The sequence below is a fragment of the Citrobacter gillenii genome, assembly GCF_013337685.1.
GTDB lineage: Bacteria > Pseudomonadota > Gammaproteobacteria > Enterobacterales > Enterobacteriaceae > Citrobacter > Citrobacter gillenii.
Window position 1 is genome coordinate 212337 of record NZ_SUQN01000002.1, and the last position, 16578, is coordinate 228914.

General features: G+C 52.0%; 15 protein-coding genes. 11 read left to right on the forward strand and 4 right to left on the reverse strand.

The window, feature by feature from the left end:
* Positions 1-15: 15 nt before the first annotated feature.
* Positions 16-594: a lipoprotein gene (locus tag FCH32_RS04775; RefSeq protein ID WP_096758067.1), complete on the reverse strand. Its 579-nt coding sequence runs from the start codon at positions 592-594 to the stop codon at positions 16-18.
* Between the two features lie 307 nt (positions 595-901).
* Between FCH32_RS04775 and bolA the strand changes: the two genes are divergently transcribed.
* The 9 genes from bolA (at position 902) to fadM (ending at position 11388) form a co-directional block, all read left to right on the forward strand.
* The gene (gene bolA, locus FCH32_RS04780) at positions 902-1219 is read left to right on the forward strand and encodes a transcriptional regulator BolA (protein WP_096758066.1); all 318 of its coding nucleotides are present in this window, start codon (positions 902-904) and stop codon (positions 1217-1219) included.
* Between the two features lie 346 nt (positions 1220-1565).
* Positions 1566-2864: a trigger factor gene (gene tig / locus FCH32_RS04785; protein ID WP_096758065.1), complete on the forward strand. Its 1299-nt coding sequence runs from the start codon at positions 1566-1568 to the stop codon at positions 2862-2864.
* A 247-nt stretch (positions 2865-3111) separates the two neighbouring features.
* Complete coding sequence (clpP, locus tag FCH32_RS04790) at positions 3112-3735, forward strand: ATP-dependent Clp endopeptidase proteolytic subunit ClpP (RefSeq protein WP_096758064.1); 624 nt, start codon at positions 3112-3114, stop codon at positions 3733-3735.
* A 251-nt stretch (positions 3736-3986) separates the two neighbouring features.
* A complete protein-coding gene (gene clpX / locus FCH32_RS04795; protein ID WP_096758063.1) occupies positions 3987-5261 on the forward strand; it encodes an ATP-dependent protease ATP-binding subunit ClpX in 1275 nt (424 codons plus the stop codon).
* 187 nt (positions 5262-5448) lie between these two features.
* Positions 5449-7803, forward strand: a complete 2355-nt coding sequence (gene lon, locus FCH32_RS04800) for an endopeptidase La (protein ID WP_096758062.1) — start codon at positions 5449-5451, stop codon at positions 7801-7803.
* Between the two features lie 190 nt (positions 7804-7993).
* The gene (gene hupB, locus FCH32_RS04805) at positions 7994-8284 is read left to right on the forward strand and encodes a nucleoid-associated protein HU-beta (protein WP_219352570.1); all 291 of its coding nucleotides are present in this window, start codon (positions 7994-7996) and stop codon (positions 8282-8284) included.
* Between the two features lie 203 nt (positions 8285-8487).
* Positions 8488-10362 carry a peptidylprolyl isomerase gene (gene ppiD, locus FCH32_RS04810; protein ID WP_174360584.1) on the forward strand — a complete coding sequence of 625 codons (1875 nt, stop codon included), beginning with the start codon at positions 8488-8490 and terminating at the stop codon, positions 10360-10362.
* A gap of 146 nt (positions 10363-10508) precedes the next feature.
* Positions 10509-10883 (forward strand): helix-hairpin-helix domain-containing protein, encoded by a 375-nt coding sequence (locus FCH32_RS04815; RefSeq protein ID WP_096758060.1) that lies wholly within the window; start codon positions 10509-10511, stop codon positions 10881-10883.
* 106 nt (positions 10884-10989) lie between these two features.
* Complete coding sequence (fadM, locus tag FCH32_RS04820; protein ID WP_096758059.1) at positions 10990-11388, forward strand: long-chain acyl-CoA thioesterase FadM; 399 nt, start codon at positions 10990-10992, stop codon at positions 11386-11388.
* 104 nt (positions 11389-11492) lie between these two features.
* On the opposite strand, the gene queC is transcribed toward fadM, so the two are convergent.
* Positions 11493-12188: a 7-cyano-7-deazaguanine synthase QueC gene (queC, locus tag FCH32_RS04825; RefSeq protein WP_174360585.1), complete on the reverse strand. Its 696-nt coding sequence runs from the start codon at positions 12186-12188 to the stop codon at positions 11493-11495.
* A gap of 64 nt (positions 12189-12252) precedes the next feature.
* Positions 12253-13953: an SgrR family transcriptional regulator gene (locus FCH32_RS04830; RefSeq protein WP_174360586.1), complete on the reverse strand. Its 1701-nt coding sequence runs from the start codon at positions 13951-13953 to the stop codon at positions 12253-12255.
* Positions 13954-14076: 123 nt separating this feature from the next.
* On the opposite strand from FCH32_RS04830, the gene cof reads away from it, so the two are divergent.
* Positions 14077-14895: an HMP-PP phosphatase gene (gene cof / locus FCH32_RS04835; RefSeq protein WP_115259227.1), complete on the forward strand. Its 819-nt coding sequence runs from the start codon at positions 14077-14079 to the stop codon at positions 14893-14895.
* A gap of 51 nt (positions 14896-14946) precedes the next feature.
* Here the strand turns inward: cof and FCH32_RS04840 are convergent, their stop codons facing one another.
* Entirely contained in the window at positions 14947-16002 is a 1056-nt protein-coding gene (locus FCH32_RS04840; RefSeq protein WP_219921364.1) for a PLP-dependent cysteine synthase family protein, read from the reverse strand.
* Positions 16003-16114: 112 nt separating this feature from the next.
* On the opposite strand from FCH32_RS04840, the gene decR reads away from it, so the two are divergent.
* Positions 16115-16573 carry a DNA-binding transcriptional regulator DecR gene (gene decR / locus FCH32_RS04845; protein WP_164496612.1) on the forward strand — a complete coding sequence of 153 codons (459 nt, stop codon included), beginning with the start codon at positions 16115-16117 and terminating at the stop codon, positions 16571-16573.
* Positions 16574-16578 lie beyond the last annotated feature (5 nt).

Consider the following 16578-nt stretch of genomic DNA (forward strand, 5'->3'; position numbering starts at 1 on the left):
CCATAAGGGCAGAAATTAACGTGCGTTCTGCTTGATGAAATCGTGAACGCTGGTGTCCTGAGACATATCAGCGATGGTATCGGTCAGGACGCTGTTAACGGCATCAGCAATATTTTTGTTAGAGGCCTGCAGCGCGCCTTCAACAGAATAGCTTGCGCGGTAGTTTTTGGTCATCTTGTTGCCGTTGGCTGCGGTAGCAATAATGGCGATGTCTGCCTTGGTGGCGATGTTGTAACGCACGCTACCCTGAGACACGTCGGCGTACAGCTGGCTCACGATGATTTGCAGGTTAACAGCACCGTTTGGACCAATCATATAACCGCGTGCGGTCATCTGTTTTTCCAGCACTTCTTGCAGCAGGAAACGCAGATCGCGGGATGCAGTCAGCGTTACCAGTTGATTGTCGCGGGTGACTTTGGCCAGAGCCTGATCCTGACGCTGATCGGCCCCATTAATGCTGAGGGTCACACCCATCAGGCTAGGGTCCTGCTGCGGCAGGGTAATTTTTGGCGAAACGTCAATGGTGGTCGGTGGCGTTGCGCATCCAGCTAACATAAACAGCGCGACTAACGGAAAGAGGATTTTTTTAAACATGCCAGGGGTTCTCAGTGGATCTACATTTTATGGTTAGAGAAAATTCCCGCCATCATAACATTGCCAGAGACGAGGGGAAGTGGGTAACGCATGTAAATTCATTGCGTTGTCCGTTTATCTACTTTGATGAGACCATAAATGGACTTTTTGCAATAAACCGGACAGTTGAATCAGTGAACTTCATTCGTTTGGCTGAGAAAATCAGATAAACGCTAATTTTTTGTTGCTAAGGTGTAATGGAAACGGTAAAAGCGGCTAGTATTTAAAGGGATGGGTGACATCTCAGCGTTGTCGGAGGAAAAATTTCATGATGATTCGTGAGCAAATAGAAGAAAAATTAAGGGCAGCGTTCCAACCCGTGTTCCTCGAAGTTGTGGATGAAAGCTATCGTCACAATGTTCCGGCAGGTTCTGAAAGCCACTTTAAGGTTGTGCTGGTCAGCGATCGCTTTACAGGTGAACGTTTTCTTAATCGTCATCGGATGATTTACAGTACGTTAACGGCGGAACTCTCCACAACCGTACATGCGTTAGCCCTGCATACCTACACCACCAAGGAGTGGGAAGCGTTGCAGGACACGATTTTTGCATCGCCTCCCTGTCGTGGAGCGGGAAGCATCGCGTAGAAAAACGGATTTGCAACAACCGGCGCTTTTCCAGTATGTTGCTACAGATTATGTGAAAACGGCCTACGGGCCGTTTTATTTTGTCTGAATTCTGAGTCAGTCGTACAGTATTCAGACAAAAATTAGCCGGGAATTGTGAAAAAAGCCGCAGCAACGCGCGATAACCGTTCTCGACTCATAAAAGTGATGCCGCTATAATGCGCGTCTTATTTTTCGGAATGTCTTCGGGATGATTCTGACGACAGGGAATGTGATTGATTTTGAGAACATCCCGGTTCCGCGAAGCCAACAACCTGTGCTTGCGGAGAAGAGTTGACCGAGCACTGTGATTTTTTGAGGTAACAAGATGCAAGTTTCAGTTGAAACCACTCAAGGCCTTGGCCGCCGTGTAACGATTACTATCGCTGCTGACAGCATCGAAAACGCTGTGAAAAGCGAGCTGGTCAACGTAGCGAAGAAAGTGCGTATTGACGGCTTTCGCAAGGGAAAAGTACCGATGAATGTTGTTGCTCAGCGTTATGGCGCTTCTGTTCGCCAGGACGTTCTGGGCGACCTGATGAGCCGTCACTTCGTTGATGCAATCATCAAAGAAAAAATTAATCCGGCTGGCTCTCCGAACTACGTTCCGGGCGAATACAAACTGGGTGAAGATTTTACTTACGCGGTAGAGTTTGAAGTTTACCCGGAAGTTGAGCTGAAGGGTCTGGACGCAATCGAAGTTGAAAAACCGGTTGTTGAAGTCACCGACGCTGACGTTGACGTCATGCTGGACACCCTGCGTAAGCAGCAGGCGACCTGGAAAGACAAAGACGGCGCTGCTGATGCAGAAGACCGTGTCACCATCGATTTCACCGGTTCTGTAGACGGCGAAGAGTTCGAAGGCGGCAAAGCGTCTGACTTCGTACTGGCAATGGGTCAGGGTCGTATGATCCCAGGCTTCGAAGAAGGCGTTAAAGGTCACAAAGCTGGCGAAGAGTTCACTATCGAAGTGACCTTCCCGGAAGACTACCACGCTGAAAACCTGAAAGGTAAAGCGGCTAAATTCGTTATCAACCTGAAGAAAGTTGAAGAACGTGAACTGCCAGAACTGACTGAAGAATTCATCAAGCGTTTCGGCGTGGAAGATGGTTCTGTTGCCGGTCTGCGTGCTGAAGTGCGTAAAAACATGGAACGCGAGCTGAAAGGCGCCGTGCGTAACCGCGTTAAGTCTCAGGCGATCGAAGGTCTGGTAAAAGCGAATGACATCGACGTTCCTGTTGCCATGATTGACAACGAAATCGACGTTCTGCGTCGTCAGGCTGCACAGCGTTTCGGTGGCAACGAGAAACAAGCTCTGGAACTGCCGCGTGAACTGTTCGAAGAACAGGCTAAGCGTCGCGTTGTTGTTGGCCTGCTGCTGGGCGAAGTTATTCGTACCAACGAGCTGAAAGCTGACGAAGAACGCGTAAAAGGCCTGATCGAAGAGATGGCTTCTGCTTACGAAGATCCGAAAGAAGTGGTTGAATTCTACAGCAAGAACAAAGAGCTGATGGAAAACATGCGTAACGTCGCTCTGGAAGAGCAGGCTGTTGAAGCGGTTCTGGCGAAGGCAAAAGTGACGGAAAAAGCCACTACCTTCAACGAACTGATGAACCAGCAGGCGTAATTCGTCGCGTTTTTAGCACGAAATTCGCACATAAGCCCGTCACCTTCCGGTGGCGGGTTTTTTTTTGTCACGCATTTTGCATGGGAAGGGTGCGAAAACAGCGTTTCAGTGTTAGCGTTACAACAAAAGATTGTTATGCTTGAATTATGGCGATGTCGTACCCATTACTGAGGGACTAGCTGATAATCCGTCCATAAGGTTACAATCAGCACAGCAGGTTTTTTCAAATTTTATCCAGGAGACGGAAATGTCATACAGCGGCGAACGAGATAACTTTGCACCCCATATGGCGCTGGTGCCGATGGTCATTGAACAGACCTCACGTGGCGAGCGCTCTTTTGATATCTATTCTCGTCTACTTAAGGAACGCGTCATTTTTCTGACCGGCCAGGTCGAAGACCATATGGCTAACCTGATCGTGGCGCAGATGCTGTTCCTGGAAGCGGAAAACCCAGAAAAAGATATCTACCTGTACATCAACTCCCCGGGTGGGGTAATTACCGCAGGGATGTCTATCTATGACACCATGCAGTTTATTAAGCCGGACGTTAGCACCATTTGTATGGGCCAGGCGTGCTCAATGGGCGCGTTCCTGTTGACTGCAGGGGCAAAAGATAAACGCTTCTGCCTGCCTAACTCTCGCGTCATGATCCACCAGCCTCTGGGCGGTTACCAGGGCCAGGCAACGGATATTGAAATTCATGCCCGTGAAATCCTTAAAGTGAAAGGGCGCATGAATGAACTTATGGCGCATCATACGGGTCAATCGCTTGAGCAGATTGAACGTGACACCGAGCGCGATCGCTTCCTCTCTGCTTCTGAAGCAGTAGAGTACGGTCTGGTCGACTCGATTTTGACCCATCGTAATTGATGCCCAGGACGCAAGTGTGTCGCTATACACTTCATCCTTCACGCTACCTCTTTGTTGGCTGCCAGCGCTCCCCCCAGTTACTTACTTATGTAAGCGCCTGGGGAGTCGCTTAGTTGCCGCCTCGATGTAGCTCGAATGATTTTGTGTATATACTAATGAAGGGCGGCACAACGCTGACAAGCGGCTTGCGCCTGAGAATGGCATTTGCGTCGTCGTGTGCGGCACAAAGAACAAAGAAGAGGTTTTGACCCATGACAGATAAACGCAAAGATGGCTCGGGCAAATTGTTGTACTGCTCTTTTTGCGGCAAAAGCCAGCATGAAGTGCGCAAGCTGATTGCCGGACCATCCGTGTATATCTGCGACGAATGTGTTGATTTATGTAATGACATCATTCGCGAAGAGATTAAGGAAGTCGCACCGCATCGTGAACGCAGTGCGCTGCCGACGCCGCATGAAATTCGCAACCACCTGGACGATTACGTTATCGGTCAGGAGCAGGCGAAGAAAGTGCTGGCGGTCGCGGTATACAACCATTACAAACGTCTGCGCAACGGCGACACCAGCAATGGCGTCGAGTTGGGCAAAAGTAACATCCTGCTGATCGGCCCGACGGGTTCCGGTAAAACGCTGCTGGCTGAAACGCTGGCGCGCCTGCTGGACGTTCCGTTCACTATGGCCGACGCCACCACCCTGACCGAAGCAGGTTATGTGGGTGAGGACGTTGAAAATATCATTCAGAAATTGTTGCAGAAGTGCGATTACGACGTACAGAAAGCGCAGCGCGGCATTGTCTATATTGATGAGATCGACAAGATTTCGCGTAAATCAGATAACCCGTCCATCACGCGTGATGTTTCCGGCGAAGGCGTCCAGCAAGCGCTGTTGAAACTGATCGAAGGTACGGTTGCTGCTGTGCCTCCGCAGGGCGGACGTAAACATCCGCAGCAGGAGTTCTTGCAGGTTGATACCTCTAAGATCCTGTTTATCTGTGGCGGTGCATTTGCCGGTCTGGATAAGGTGATTGCTAACCGTGTTGAAACCGGCTCCGGCATTGGTTTTGGCGCGACGGTAAAAGCCCAGTCTGATAAAGCCAGCGAAGGTGAACTGCTGTCGCAGGTTGAGCCGGAAGATCTGATCAAATTTGGTCTGATCCCTGAGTTCATCGGACGTCTGCCGGTGGTGGCAACGTTGACCGAGCTGAGCGAAGATGCGCTGATCCAAATCCTGAAAGAGCCGAAAAACGCCCTGACCAAGCAGTATCAGGCGTTGTTCAATCTTGAAGGCGTGGATCTGGAATTCCGTGACGAAGCGCTGGATGCTATCGCCAAGAAAGCGATGGCGCGTAAAACCGGTGCACGTGGTCTGCGTTCTATCGTTGAAGCTGCACTGCTCGACACCATGTACGATCTGCCTTCTATGGAAGACGTCGAAAAAGTGGTTATCGACGAGTCCGTTATCGGTGGTCAGAGCAAGCCATTACTGATTTACGGTAAGCCGGAAGCGCAGCAGGCATCTGGCGAATAATTAACCATTTTATACAATCGGTTAATCAAAAAGGGGGGATTTTATCTCCCCTTTTATTTTTCCGTAAACATGGCGTTGAATGTGTGGGAAACATCCCCATATACTGACATACATGTTAAAGGTGGTAATAAGAAGCACAGCAATGCCACCTGATTACCTGGCGGACACTAAACTAAGAGAGAGCTCTATGAATCCTGAGCGTTCTGAACGCATTGAAATCCCCGTATTGCCGTTGCGCGATGTGGTGGTTTATCCGCACATGGTCATACCCTTATTTGTAGGGCGGGAAAAATCTATCCGTTGTCTGGAAGCGGCCATGGACCATGATAAAAAAATCATGCTGGTCGCACAGAAAGAAGCATCAACGGATGAGCCGGGTGTAAACGATCTTTTCACCGTCGGGACCGTGGCCTCTATTTTGCAGATGCTGAAACTGCCTGACGGCACCGTAAAGGTGCTGGTCGAGGGGTTACAGCGCGCGCGTATTTCTGCGCTGTCTGATAACGGCGAGCATTTCTCTGCGAAAGCGGAGTACCTTGATTCGCCGGCCATTGATGAGCGCGAACAGGAAGTGCTGGTGCGTACCGCAATCAGCCAGTTCGAAGGCTATATCAAGCTGAACAAGAAAATCCCACCAGAAGTGCTGACGTCGCTTAATAGCATTGACGATCCTGCACGCCTGGCGGACACCATCGCTGCGCACATGCCACTAAAACTGGCGGATAAGCAGTCCGTGCTGGAGATGTCAGACGTTAACGAACGTCTGGAATATCTGATGGCAATGATGGAATCTGAAATCGATCTGCTGCAGGTTGAGAAGCGTATTCGCAACCGCGTGAAAAAGCAGATGGAGAAGTCCCAGCGTGAGTACTATCTGAACGAGCAAATGAAAGCCATTCAGAAAGAACTCGGCGAGATGGACGACGCGCCGGATGAAAACGAAGCGCTGAAGCGTAAAATCGACGCGGCGAAAATGCCGAAAGAGGCAAAAGAGAAAGCGGAAGCAGAACTGCAGAAGCTGAAAATGATGTCTCCGATGTCGGCAGAAGCGACCGTGGTTCGCGGCTACATCGACTGGATGGTGCAGGTACCGTGGAACGCGCGTAGCAAGGTCAAAAAAGACCTGCGTCAGGCGCAGGAGATCCTCGATACCGATCATTATGGTCTGGAGCGCGTGAAAGACCGCATCCTTGAGTATCTTGCGGTTCAAAGCCGAGTCAACAAAATCAAGGGGCCGATCCTGTGCCTGGTAGGGCCGCCGGGGGTGGGTAAAACCTCTCTGGGGCAGTCCATTGCTAAAGCGACCGGGCGTAAATACATCCGTATGGCGCTGGGTGGCGTGCGTGACGAAGCGGAAATCCGCGGTCACCGCCGGACCTATATCGGTTCAATGCCGGGCAAACTGATCCAGAAAATGGCCAAGGTGGGCGTTAAAAACCCGCTGTTCCTGCTCGATGAGATCGACAAAATGTCTTCCGATATGCGTGGCGATCCGGCGTCTGCACTGCTTGAAGTGCTGGATCCCGAACAGAACGTGGCGTTCAGCGATCACTACCTGGAAGTGGACTACGATCTCAGCGACGTGATGTTTGTTGCGACCTCTAACTCCATGAACATTCCGGCACCGCTGCTGGATCGTATGGAAGTGATCCGTCTGTCCGGTTATACCGAAGACGAGAAGCTGAATATTGCTAAACGCCACCTGCTGCCGAAGCAGATTGAGCGTAACGCGCTGAAAAAAGGTGAACTGACGGTCGACGATAGCGCCATTGTGGGCATTATTCGTTACTACACCCGTGAAGCGGGCGTGCGTAGTCTGGAGCGTGAAATCTCCAAACTGTGCCGCAAAGCGGTGAAACAACTATTGCTTGATAAGTCACTGAAACATATCGAGATCAATGGCGATAACCTGCACGACTACCTGGGTGTGCAGCGCTTTGACTACGGCCGTGCGGACAACGAAAACCGCGTAGGTCAGGTCACTGGTCTGGCGTGGACTGAAGTGGGTGGCGATCTGCTGACCATCGAAACCGCCTGTGTGCCGGGTAAAGGCAAGCTGACCTACACCGGTTCTCTGGGCGAAGTAATGCAGGAATCCATTCAGGCAGCGCTGACCGTGGTACGCGCACGTGCGGAGAAACTGGGTATTAACCCGGACTTCTACGAAAAACGTGATATTCACGTTCACGTCCCTGAAGGGGCAACGCCGAAAGATGGTCCAAGCGCAGGTATTGCTATGTGTACCGCACTGGTATCGTGCCTGACCGGTAACCCGGTTCGTGCGGATGTTGCCATGACCGGCGAGATCACCCTGCGTGGTCAGGTTTTGCCGATCGGTGGTTTGAAAGAAAAACTGCTGGCAGCACACCGTGGTGGTATCAAAACGGTCTTAATTCCTGATGAAAACAAACGTGACCTGGAAGAGATTCCGGACAACGTTCTCGCCGATCTGGACATCCATCCGGTGAAGCGCATTGAGGAAGTTCTGACTCTGGCACTGCAAAACGAACCTTCAGGTATGCAGGTTGTGACGGCAAAATAGTGACCTCGCGCAAAGAGCGTCAATAAAAACAGGGCTGGCAGGCCATTTCGGGCTTGCCAGCCTTTTTTTGTATAGCTAATTTAGATGACGGATTAGGCTTGCCATCATTAACGGGTGTTGTAAGGGCATGGCAGGCCTGATATAACTGCTGCGCGTTCGCACTTTGAAGGATTCAGGTGCGATATAAATTATAAAGAGGAAGAGAAGAGTGAATAAATCTCAACTGATCGACAAAATTGCTGCAGGGGCTGATATCTCTAAAGCTGCGGCTGGACGTGCGTTAGATGCAATTATTGCTTCTGTTACCGAATCCCTGAAAGAAGGTGATGACGTAGCGCTGGTAGGTTTTGGTACTTTTGCCGTTAAAGAGCGTGCTGCCCGTACTGGTCGCAACCCGCAAACTGGTAAAGAGATCACTATCGCCGCGGCTAAAGTACCGGGTTTCCGTGCAGGTAAAGCACTGAAAGACGCGGTAAACTAAGTGATTCCCCCTTTGGGGATGTGACTAAGTACAAGGGCGCATCAACAGATGTGCCTTTTTTATTTGTGATTCCGGGACTTTCTACGTGTTGTGGGCTGACAATCGCCCCTGTTTCTTGTCACAATAGACCTTTCCACGCAGCGTTCAGAAAACGCTATGCTGCGTGAGGTATACAGTCACCTACAGCGGAGTGTGGTTACACCATGATGGACAGCTTACGCACGGCTGCTAACAGTCTCGTGCTCAAGATTATTTTCGGTATCATTATCGTGTCGTTCATTTTGACCGGCGTGAGTGGTTACCTGATTGGCGGAAGCAACAACTACGCCGCAAAAGTGAATGGCCAGGAAATTAGCCGCGGGCAGTTTGAGAATGCGTTTAACAGTGAACGTAATCGCATGCAGCAGCAGCTGGGCGATCAGTTCTCTGAGCTGGCGGCGAATGAAGGCTACATGAAAACGCTGCGTCAGCAGGTGCTGAATCGTCTGGTAGACGAAGCGCTGCTGGACCAATACTCTCGCGAACTGAAGCTCAGCATCAGCGATGAGCAGGTTAAACAGGCTATCCTCTCAACGCCTGCTTTCCAGGTTGACGGTAAATTTGATAACAACCGCTATAACGCAATTGTAAATCAGATGGGGATGACCGCAGACCAGTATGCTCAGGCGCTGCGTAACCAGCTCACCACCCAGCAGTTGATCAACGGCGTAGCCGGGACAGAGTTCATGCTGAAGGGTGAAACGGACGAACTGGCGGCGCTGGTTGCACAGCAGCGTATCGTGCGTGAAGCGACTATTGACGTCAACGCACTTGCAGCGAAACAGTCGGTTTCCGAGCAGGAAGTTGCCAGCTACTACGAGCAGAATAAAAACCACTTTATGATGCCGGAGCAGTTCCGTGTGAGCTACATCAAGCTGGATGCTGCAGCTATGCAGGAAACAGCCAGCGATGCGGATATTCAGTCTTATTATGACCAGCATCAGGATCAGTTCACTCAACCGCAGCGTAATCGCTACAGCATCATCCAGACCAAAACGGAAGATGAAGCCAAAGCGGTACTGGATGCGCTGAACAAAGGTGGTGATTTTGCCGCCCTGGCGAAGGAAAAATCCGCCGACATTATCTCTGCCCGTAACGGCGGTGATATGGGATGGCTGGAAGAATCCACCACGCCAGAAGAGCTGAAGAATGCGGGTCTGAAAGAAAAAGGCCAACTGTCAGGCGTGATCAAGTCTTCTGTGGGTTTCCTGGTTGCTCGTCTTGATGATGTCCAGCCAGCGCAGGTTAAACCGCTGAGCGAAGCACGTGACGAGATTGCGGCGAAAGTGAAGCAGGAAAAAGCGCTGGATGCCTACTATGCGCTGCAGCAGAAAGTCAGCGATGCGGCAAGCAACGATAACGAATCCCTCGCGGGGGCTGAGCAGGCAGCGGGTATGAAAGCCGTTGAAACAGGCTGGTTTAGCCGTGACAGCCTGCCTGAAGAGCTGAATTTCAAACCGGTTTCAGACATCATTTTCAATGGTGGCCTGGTTGGTGAGAATGGCACTCCGGGCAGCAACTCTGACATCATCACCGTGGATGGCGATCGCGCGTTTGTGCTGCGTATTGCTGAGCACAAAGCGGAAGCTGTTAAGCCGCTGGCTGAAGTGAAAGATCAGGTAACCGCGCTTGTTAAGCATAACAAAGCAGAGCAGCAAGCGAAGCTGGATGCCGACAAACTGCTGGCTGCGCTGAAAGCCGGTAAAGGCGATGAAGCAATGAAAGCGGCAGGTCTGAGTTTTGGTGAAGCGAAAACCCTGAGCCGTACAGGTCAGGATCCGCTGAGCCAGGCGGCGTTTGGTCTGGCGCTGCCGGCGAATGACAAGCCGAGCTACGGCGTAGCGAACGATATGCAGGGCAACGTTGTTCTGCTGGCGCTCGACGCGGTGAAAGCGGGTTCAATGCCAGAAGAGCAGAAGAAAGCAATGGTTCAGGGGATTACTCAGAACAACGCGCAGATTGTCTTCGAAGCGCTGATGAGTAACCTGCGTAAAGCGGCAAAAATTAAAGTCGGTGACGCGCTGGAGCAGCAGCAATAATCGAGACGCTTCGCAAAAAATTGCAAAAAGTTGTATACACCAAAGGCCGCTTTCGCGGCCTTTTCCATTTCTGAATTTTGCCATTTGTCTGCCGTTCTCCACCTCGCTATCGTGATTCCACTGTTAACAAACAAGGAGAAAACAGTATGAAACATGGAATCAAAGCACTGCTTATCACCCTTTCATTAACCTGTGCTGGCGTGAGCCAAAGTACTCTGGCCGCGGAACCGGTCGCCAAAAGCCAGGCGGTCCAGACCAAAGCTGAGGGCGCGGGTGCGGCGCATAGCAAAGCGACGGTACCGACGAAAGCCAGCGATGATGAAGGCACCAGGGTAAGCATCAATACCGCGTCGGCGGAGGATTTAGCGCGGGTCATGAATGGTGTCGGGCTAAAGAAAGCGCAGGCGATTGTCAGCTATCGGGAGGAGTACGGGCCGTTTAAAACGGTTGATGACTTAAAACAGGTGCCGGGAATGGGCAGTTCACTGGTGGAGCGTAACCTGGCTGTTTTAACACTTTAATAACTTGCAGAGCGCTGAAAATTTGCCAGACTGTAGAGGTCATACCAGTTATGGCCTCCTTATCCTCAAGTCTATTCCTATAAAAACAAATTAGGGTTCCTGCGCTATGCAAACACAAATCAAAGTTCGTGGTTTTCATCTCGATGTCTATCAACATGTTAACAATGCCCGCTACCTTGAGTTTCTGGAAGAAGCCCGCTGGGACGGTCTGGAAAACAGTGATAGCTTCCAGTGGATGACCGCGCACAACATCGCTTTTGTGGTGGTTAACATTAATATCAACTACCGGCGCCCCGCCGTGCTGAGTGATCTGCTGACGGTCACCAGTCAGGTACAACAGTTAAATGGCAAAAGCGGTGTGTTAAACCAGACCATCACGTTAGAGCCGGAAGGGCAGGTAGTGGCCGATGCGTTGATTACCTTCGTCTGTATCGATTTAAAAACGCAGAAAGCGCTGCCGCTGGAAGGGGAGTTGCGCGAAAAGCTGGAGCAGATGGTGAAGTAAGGGAAGATTGCCGGGCCTGCAAACATCAGGCCTGCAAATGATACCGATTTGTAGGCCGGATAAGACGCATTAGCGTCGCCATCCGGCATTATCATCGCGATAAATTACTTTAACCCGGTTTTCTGCTTCATGGCCGCCATCACTGCCGGTTTATCCGCCAGATAATGTTTCAGGCCGTTGGCACGCAGGTTACAGGCGGCACACTGGCCGCAACCGTTGCCCTTAACGCCGTTATAGCAAGTCAGCGTCTCTTCACGCACCAGATCCAGCTTGCCCCAGTAGTCGGCCAGTGCCCAGGTTTCGGCTTTATCAAGCCACATCAACGGGGTTTCAAAGCGGATATCTTTTGCCATGCCCAGACTTACGGCATGATTCAGTGCTTTGACAAACTCATCGCGACAATCAGGATAGCCGGAGAAATCGGTCTCGCAAACGCCAGTAATGACCGCTTCCGCTTGCACCTGATATGCATAAATCGCTGTCAGCGTTAAGAACAAAATATTACGTCCGGGCACAAAGGTGTTGGGAATGCCGTTGGCTTCTGGTTCGTAATCCGGTACCGGAATGTTATCGCGGGTCAAGCTACTGACCGCCAGTTCGCTAAGCAGCGTGACGTCGAGAACTTTGTGCGCGCGTGCGCCGAGTTTTAAGGCCAGGTCACGTGCGACATCAATCTCAGCGCGATGGCGCTGACCATAATCAAAGGTCACACAGTGCACTTCATCATACTGATGCAGCGCCTGCGCCAGACAGGTGGTGGAGTCCTGACCTCCACTAAATACGACAACGGCACGTTTCATGGTTTTTCCTGACAAATAACGAAAACCCTATGGTAGCGCCTGGGCGCGGCGTCGACCAGCTTCTTCACGATGAAGGCGGCGGCAGCCAGGCCTCGGTGAATTCAAACCAGCCTCTGGGAGTGAGTCGCACGCCGTTGACGCCCGGTGGGGCGCTAATGCGGTAATGGTAATTAAACAGCGGCGTTAGCGTGGCGTCATTCATCAGGTTAGTGAAAACCTGCTGTAACGCCGCGTGACGATGATCCTCATTAGCCTGGGTTTGCAGCGCATCCAGCGTGGCCTGTAGATGAGAGAATGCCGGGGCATCCAGAACATGTGGCCAGAGCTGATCGCAGCGTAGCCACTGTTCAAGTGTATATTCTGGTGCTTCGCCAATCAGCCGGTCGCCCATCATCAGGTCGGCCTGGGCCAGAGGATGGTCACCGTCCCAGTTCTTGGCATTGTGAAAAATCAGCGTTAACTCGCAGCCCAGCGTTGCCAGTACCTGGCGAAGCTGTTCGGCCATGGCGTGCAACTCTACTGGCAGGTGATATACCAGCGTCAGTTTTTCCGGCAGGGCCACTTCATCCAACTGATCCCATTGCGGAATGGTCCACCCTGGCAGCAGCGCATTGCTTGGGGTAATCAGATTCTCTTCCACCTCAAGCGTCTGCAACAGGGAAGAGCGGTGGATGATATTGACCAGCCGACGCGCCTGAAGCACGTTCAGTCGTGCGCTTTTCCTGAGTGTTAAATAACAAAATCCGAGGCTGATCCCGCTACTGACCTGGCTAAGCATCGGCAGTTCCTCAGGCTTGCCAATGGCAATTTGCACCGGATGGCGGCAGCTGGTACCCAGATCCTGGTCGAAAAGCTGCGGTGTTATCCAAAATTCAATGGCTTTCAGCAACGGGTGGCTGAGGTGATAGTGGTCATGGCTCTCGATACGGACCAGTTCCGGTGTAAACAGCGTCAGCCTAAACGGACCGGTGCCGACGAGCGGCTGTTCCGGGTGCGCCAGATGACTGCTGTAGCTGGCCAGACGGTGTGCCAGCCAGAAGTCGGGGCGATGTAAAATAAACGTCAGGCATTGAGGGTGAGTCACCTCAATACGCTTCACGCTGATAAATAATTTATTGAGCGCGGGCAGCTCCAGCAGCTGTTGCAGGCGTTGATGTAGCTGCGAGGTGCTGAGCACGTCACCGTTATGCCAGTGCAGCGTGGAGCGAATATAGAAATCCCAGCGTAGGCCGTCGGCGGAGATATCCCAGTGGTGGGCCAAATCACCGCAGGGGCGCTGGGTCGTACTGTCAAAACGGGTCAGTCCGGAGAAGACTTGCCCGGCAAGATGTTGTTCGGCACGACCGGGGAGAAAGCCGGGGCGGAGGGGATCAAGTGGGCGATAGTAGGGAATACGCAGGGTTGGCGTATCGTTATGCCACTGGCCGCCCATAAACGGCTGCAGCAGCGTTCTTAATTCTCCGGGAGCCAGCTGCGCCAGCTCCAGCACGCTACGCTGTTCTCCCTTTTGCAACGCCTGCTCCATCATCGTATTACGCAGCGAGTCGGGCGTGACCAAAAAGCGCAATTGTCCCCGTTTTCCGCGTCCTGAGCGTGCTTCCCATGCCAGCCAGCCCGCCTCCTGTGCCTGGCGTAGCAGCGTACGGACATGGCGCTCGCTGCAAAAACAGCGTTCAGCCAGTTCGCCGACGGTGACCGACTGCGGCTCTCCGTTTGAGGGCTGCCAGAGGCGTTGGTACTGATTCAATCGATTCAAAAGTCGCATTTGCACTTCATCCTTCGGGCAACATAAACCCGGAACAATTCGTTTTATCTATTCACTATTACTTCCGTATATCTCAGGTGATACTGAACCACAAGTTAACCGCGTCACAGTGTGGAGAAAGAAATGGCTCGTCTGGCTGCATTTGATATGGATGGCACCCTGCTGATGCCGAATCACCATTTAGGTGACGAAACACTCTCGACGCTGGCGCGCCTGCGTGAACGCGACATCACCCTGACGTTTGCCACTGGCCGCCATGTGCTGGAGATGCGTCATATCTTAGGGACCCTCTCGCTGGACGCATTTTTGATAACGGGTAACGGGACGCGTATTCATTCGCTGGAAGGGGATGTACTGCATCGTCAGGATCTGGCACCCGAGGCAGCAGATATCGTCCTGCATCAGAAGTGGGATACCCAGGCCAGCATGCATGTCTTCAATGACAATGGATGGTTCACCGGGCAGGAGATCCCGTCGATCCTCAAGGCGCATGTGTACAGCGGATTCCGTTATCAGGTCGTGGATGTGAAACGTATCCCCGCGCATCAGGTGACGAAGATCTGCTTCTGCGGCGATCATGACGACCTGATACGCCTGCGCATTCAATTGAATGAGGCGCTGGGTGAGCAGGCAAATCTCTGTTTTTCCGCCGTAGACTGTCTTGAAGTGCTGCCGCTGGGCTGTAACAAAGGCTCCGCGCTGGCGGTACTGAGTGACCATTTAGGTTTTTCTATGGCTGAGTGCATGGCATTTGGTGACGCGATGAACGATCGCGAGATGCTGGGCAGCGTGGGGCGAGGTTTGATTATGGGCAACGCCATGCCGCAATTAATTGCTGAGCTTCCTGATTTACCGGTGATTGGACATTGTCGCAATCAGGCGGTATCGCACTTTTTAACACATTGGCTGGATAATCCGCATCTACCTTATTCCCCCGAATGAGAGATCCCTTCCAGCAAGCCAGACCATTAGGTCTGGCTTTTTTTTGCCGGTTTACTGGGTATTCAGCAGTTGGGCGATTTCCGCTTTCCATGGTGTCAAATCGCCAATATGCGCATTAACCCACTCTGGGTTGTAGTAGGTCTCAAGATAACGTTCGCCGCTGTCGCACAGTAACGTTACCAGTGAACCTGTTTCTCCAGCCTCACGCATGCGGGCGGCAAGTTGCAGCGTACCCCACATATTGGTCCCGGTTGAAGCTCCGACTTTGCGGCCCAACTGCGTTTCCAGCCAGTGCGCGGTAGCGACGCTGGCGGCATCCGGCACGCGCAGCATTTCATCAACCACGTCCGGAATGAAAGAGGGCTCGACGCGCGGGCGACCGATACCTTCGATTTTACTGCCCACCGGGCTGCGTAATGTGGCGTCACGCGCCTGCCAGTATGGCAGAAAAACAGAGTTTTCCGGATCGACCACCATCAGCCTGGTGTCGTAACCCTGGCAGCGAATGTAGCGCCCAATGGTTGCTGACGTGCCGCCGGTTCCGGCGCTCATCACAATGTGGCGGGGAACGGGATGTGGCTCGCATGACATCTGGCGGAAGATACTGTCGGCAATATTGTTATTGCCGCGCCAGTCGGTAGCGCGCTCGGCGTAGGTGAACTGATCCATATAATGGCCGTTGAGTTCACGGGCCAGCTGTTCAGACGCGGCATAAATTTCGCAGGCGCTTTCCACGAAATGGCAGCGACCGCCGTAAAACTCAATCTGCTCAACTTTGCGTTTTGCCGTGCAGGACGGCATGACGGCGATAAACGGTAGCCCCAGCAGGCGGGCGAAATAGGCTTCAGAAACCGCCGTGGAGCCGGAAGACGACTCAATAATGGTGGTGCCTTCTTTGATCCAACCATTGCACAGTCCGTACAGGAACAGTGAACGCGCCAGTCGATGCTTCAGGCTACCGGTCGGATGTGTACTTTCATCTTTCAGGTACAGCTGAATCCCCGGGAACGCCGGAAGTGACAGGCGGATAAGATGAGTATCTGCGGAGCGTTGATAATCCGCATTGATTTCATTGATGGCGTTTTTAACCCAGGAGCTATTCATCATTAATATCCATTTGTCATTTTGTGCCTAGAGTAACGAAAAGCACGGAAAAAATTGTTGCCATTTAGCCTTTAAAATAGAATGTAGGGAGAAAATTCTTCTCTGTGGAGTGGATATGTTAGACAAAATTGACCGCAAGCTGCTCAGCTTGCTGCAACAGGATTGTACCCTTTCTTTGCAGGCACTCGCAGATGCCGTTAATCTGACAACCACCCCCTGCTGGAAACGACTCAAGCGACTTGAGGATGACGGCGTTCTGCTTGGCAAAGTTGCGCTGCTGGATCCCGAAAAGCTGGGACTTGGGTTAACGGCCTTTGTGCTGATCAAAACGCAGCATCACAGCAGTGAATGGTACTGTCGCTTTGTGACTGAAGTGACCGGGATGCCAGAGGTACTGGGATTCTGGCGCATGGCCGGGGAGTATGACTACCTGATGCGAGTGCAGGTCGCCGACATGAAACGCTATGATGACTTCTACAAACGGCTGGTGAACAGCGTGCCGGGGTTGTCGGACGTTACCTCAAGCTTTGCGATGGAACAGATTAAATACACAACTGCTCTACCTATTGAATAATTCTC

Coding starts and splice junctions, on each gene's coding strand:
- tig (WP_096758065.1), top strand. CDS start 1,566: ATGCAAGTTTCAGTTGAAACCACTCAAGGCCTTGGCCGCCGTGTAACG.
- FCH32_RS04815 (WP_096758060.1), top strand. CDS start 10,509: ATGAAACATGGAATCAAAGCACTGCTTATCACCCTTTCATTAACCTGT.
- clpX (WP_096758063.1), top strand. CDS start 3,987: ATGACAGATAAACGCAAAGATGGCTCGGGCAAATTGTTGTACTGCTCT.
- decR (WP_164496612.1), top strand. CDS start 16,115: ATGTTAGACAAAATTGACCGCAAGCTGCTCAGCTTGCTGCAACAGGAT.
- bolA (WP_096758066.1), top strand. CDS start 902: ATGATGATTCGTGAGCAAATAGAAGAAAAATTAAGGGCAGCGTTCCAA.
- ppiD (WP_174360584.1), top strand. CDS start 8,488: ATGATGGACAGCTTACGCACGGCTGCTAACAGTCTCGTGCTCAAGATT.
- FCH32_RS04830 (WP_174360586.1), bottom strand. CDS start 13,953: ATGCGACTTTTGAATCGATTGAATCAGTACCAACGCCTCTGGCAGCCC.
- FCH32_RS04775 (WP_096758067.1), bottom strand. CDS start 594: ATGTTTAAAAAAATCCTCTTTCCGTTAGTCGCGCTGTTTATGTTAGCT.
- cof (WP_115259227.1), top strand. CDS start 14,077: ATGGCTCGTCTGGCTGCATTTGATATGGATGGCACCCTGCTGATGCCG.
- queC (WP_174360585.1), bottom strand. CDS start 12,188: ATGAAACGTGCCGTTGTCGTATTTAGTGGAGGTCAGGACTCCACCACC.
- fadM (WP_096758059.1), top strand. CDS start 10,990: ATGCAAACACAAATCAAAGTTCGTGGTTTTCATCTCGATGTCTATCAA.
- FCH32_RS04840 (WP_219921364.1), bottom strand. CDS start 16,002: ATGATGAATAGCTCCTGGGTTAAAAACGCCATCAATGAAATCAATGCG.
- lon (WP_096758062.1), top strand. CDS start 5,449: ATGAATCCTGAGCGTTCTGAACGCATTGAAATCCCCGTATTGCCGTTG.
- clpP (WP_096758064.1), top strand. CDS start 3,112: ATGTCATACAGCGGCGAACGAGATAACTTTGCACCCCATATGGCGCTG.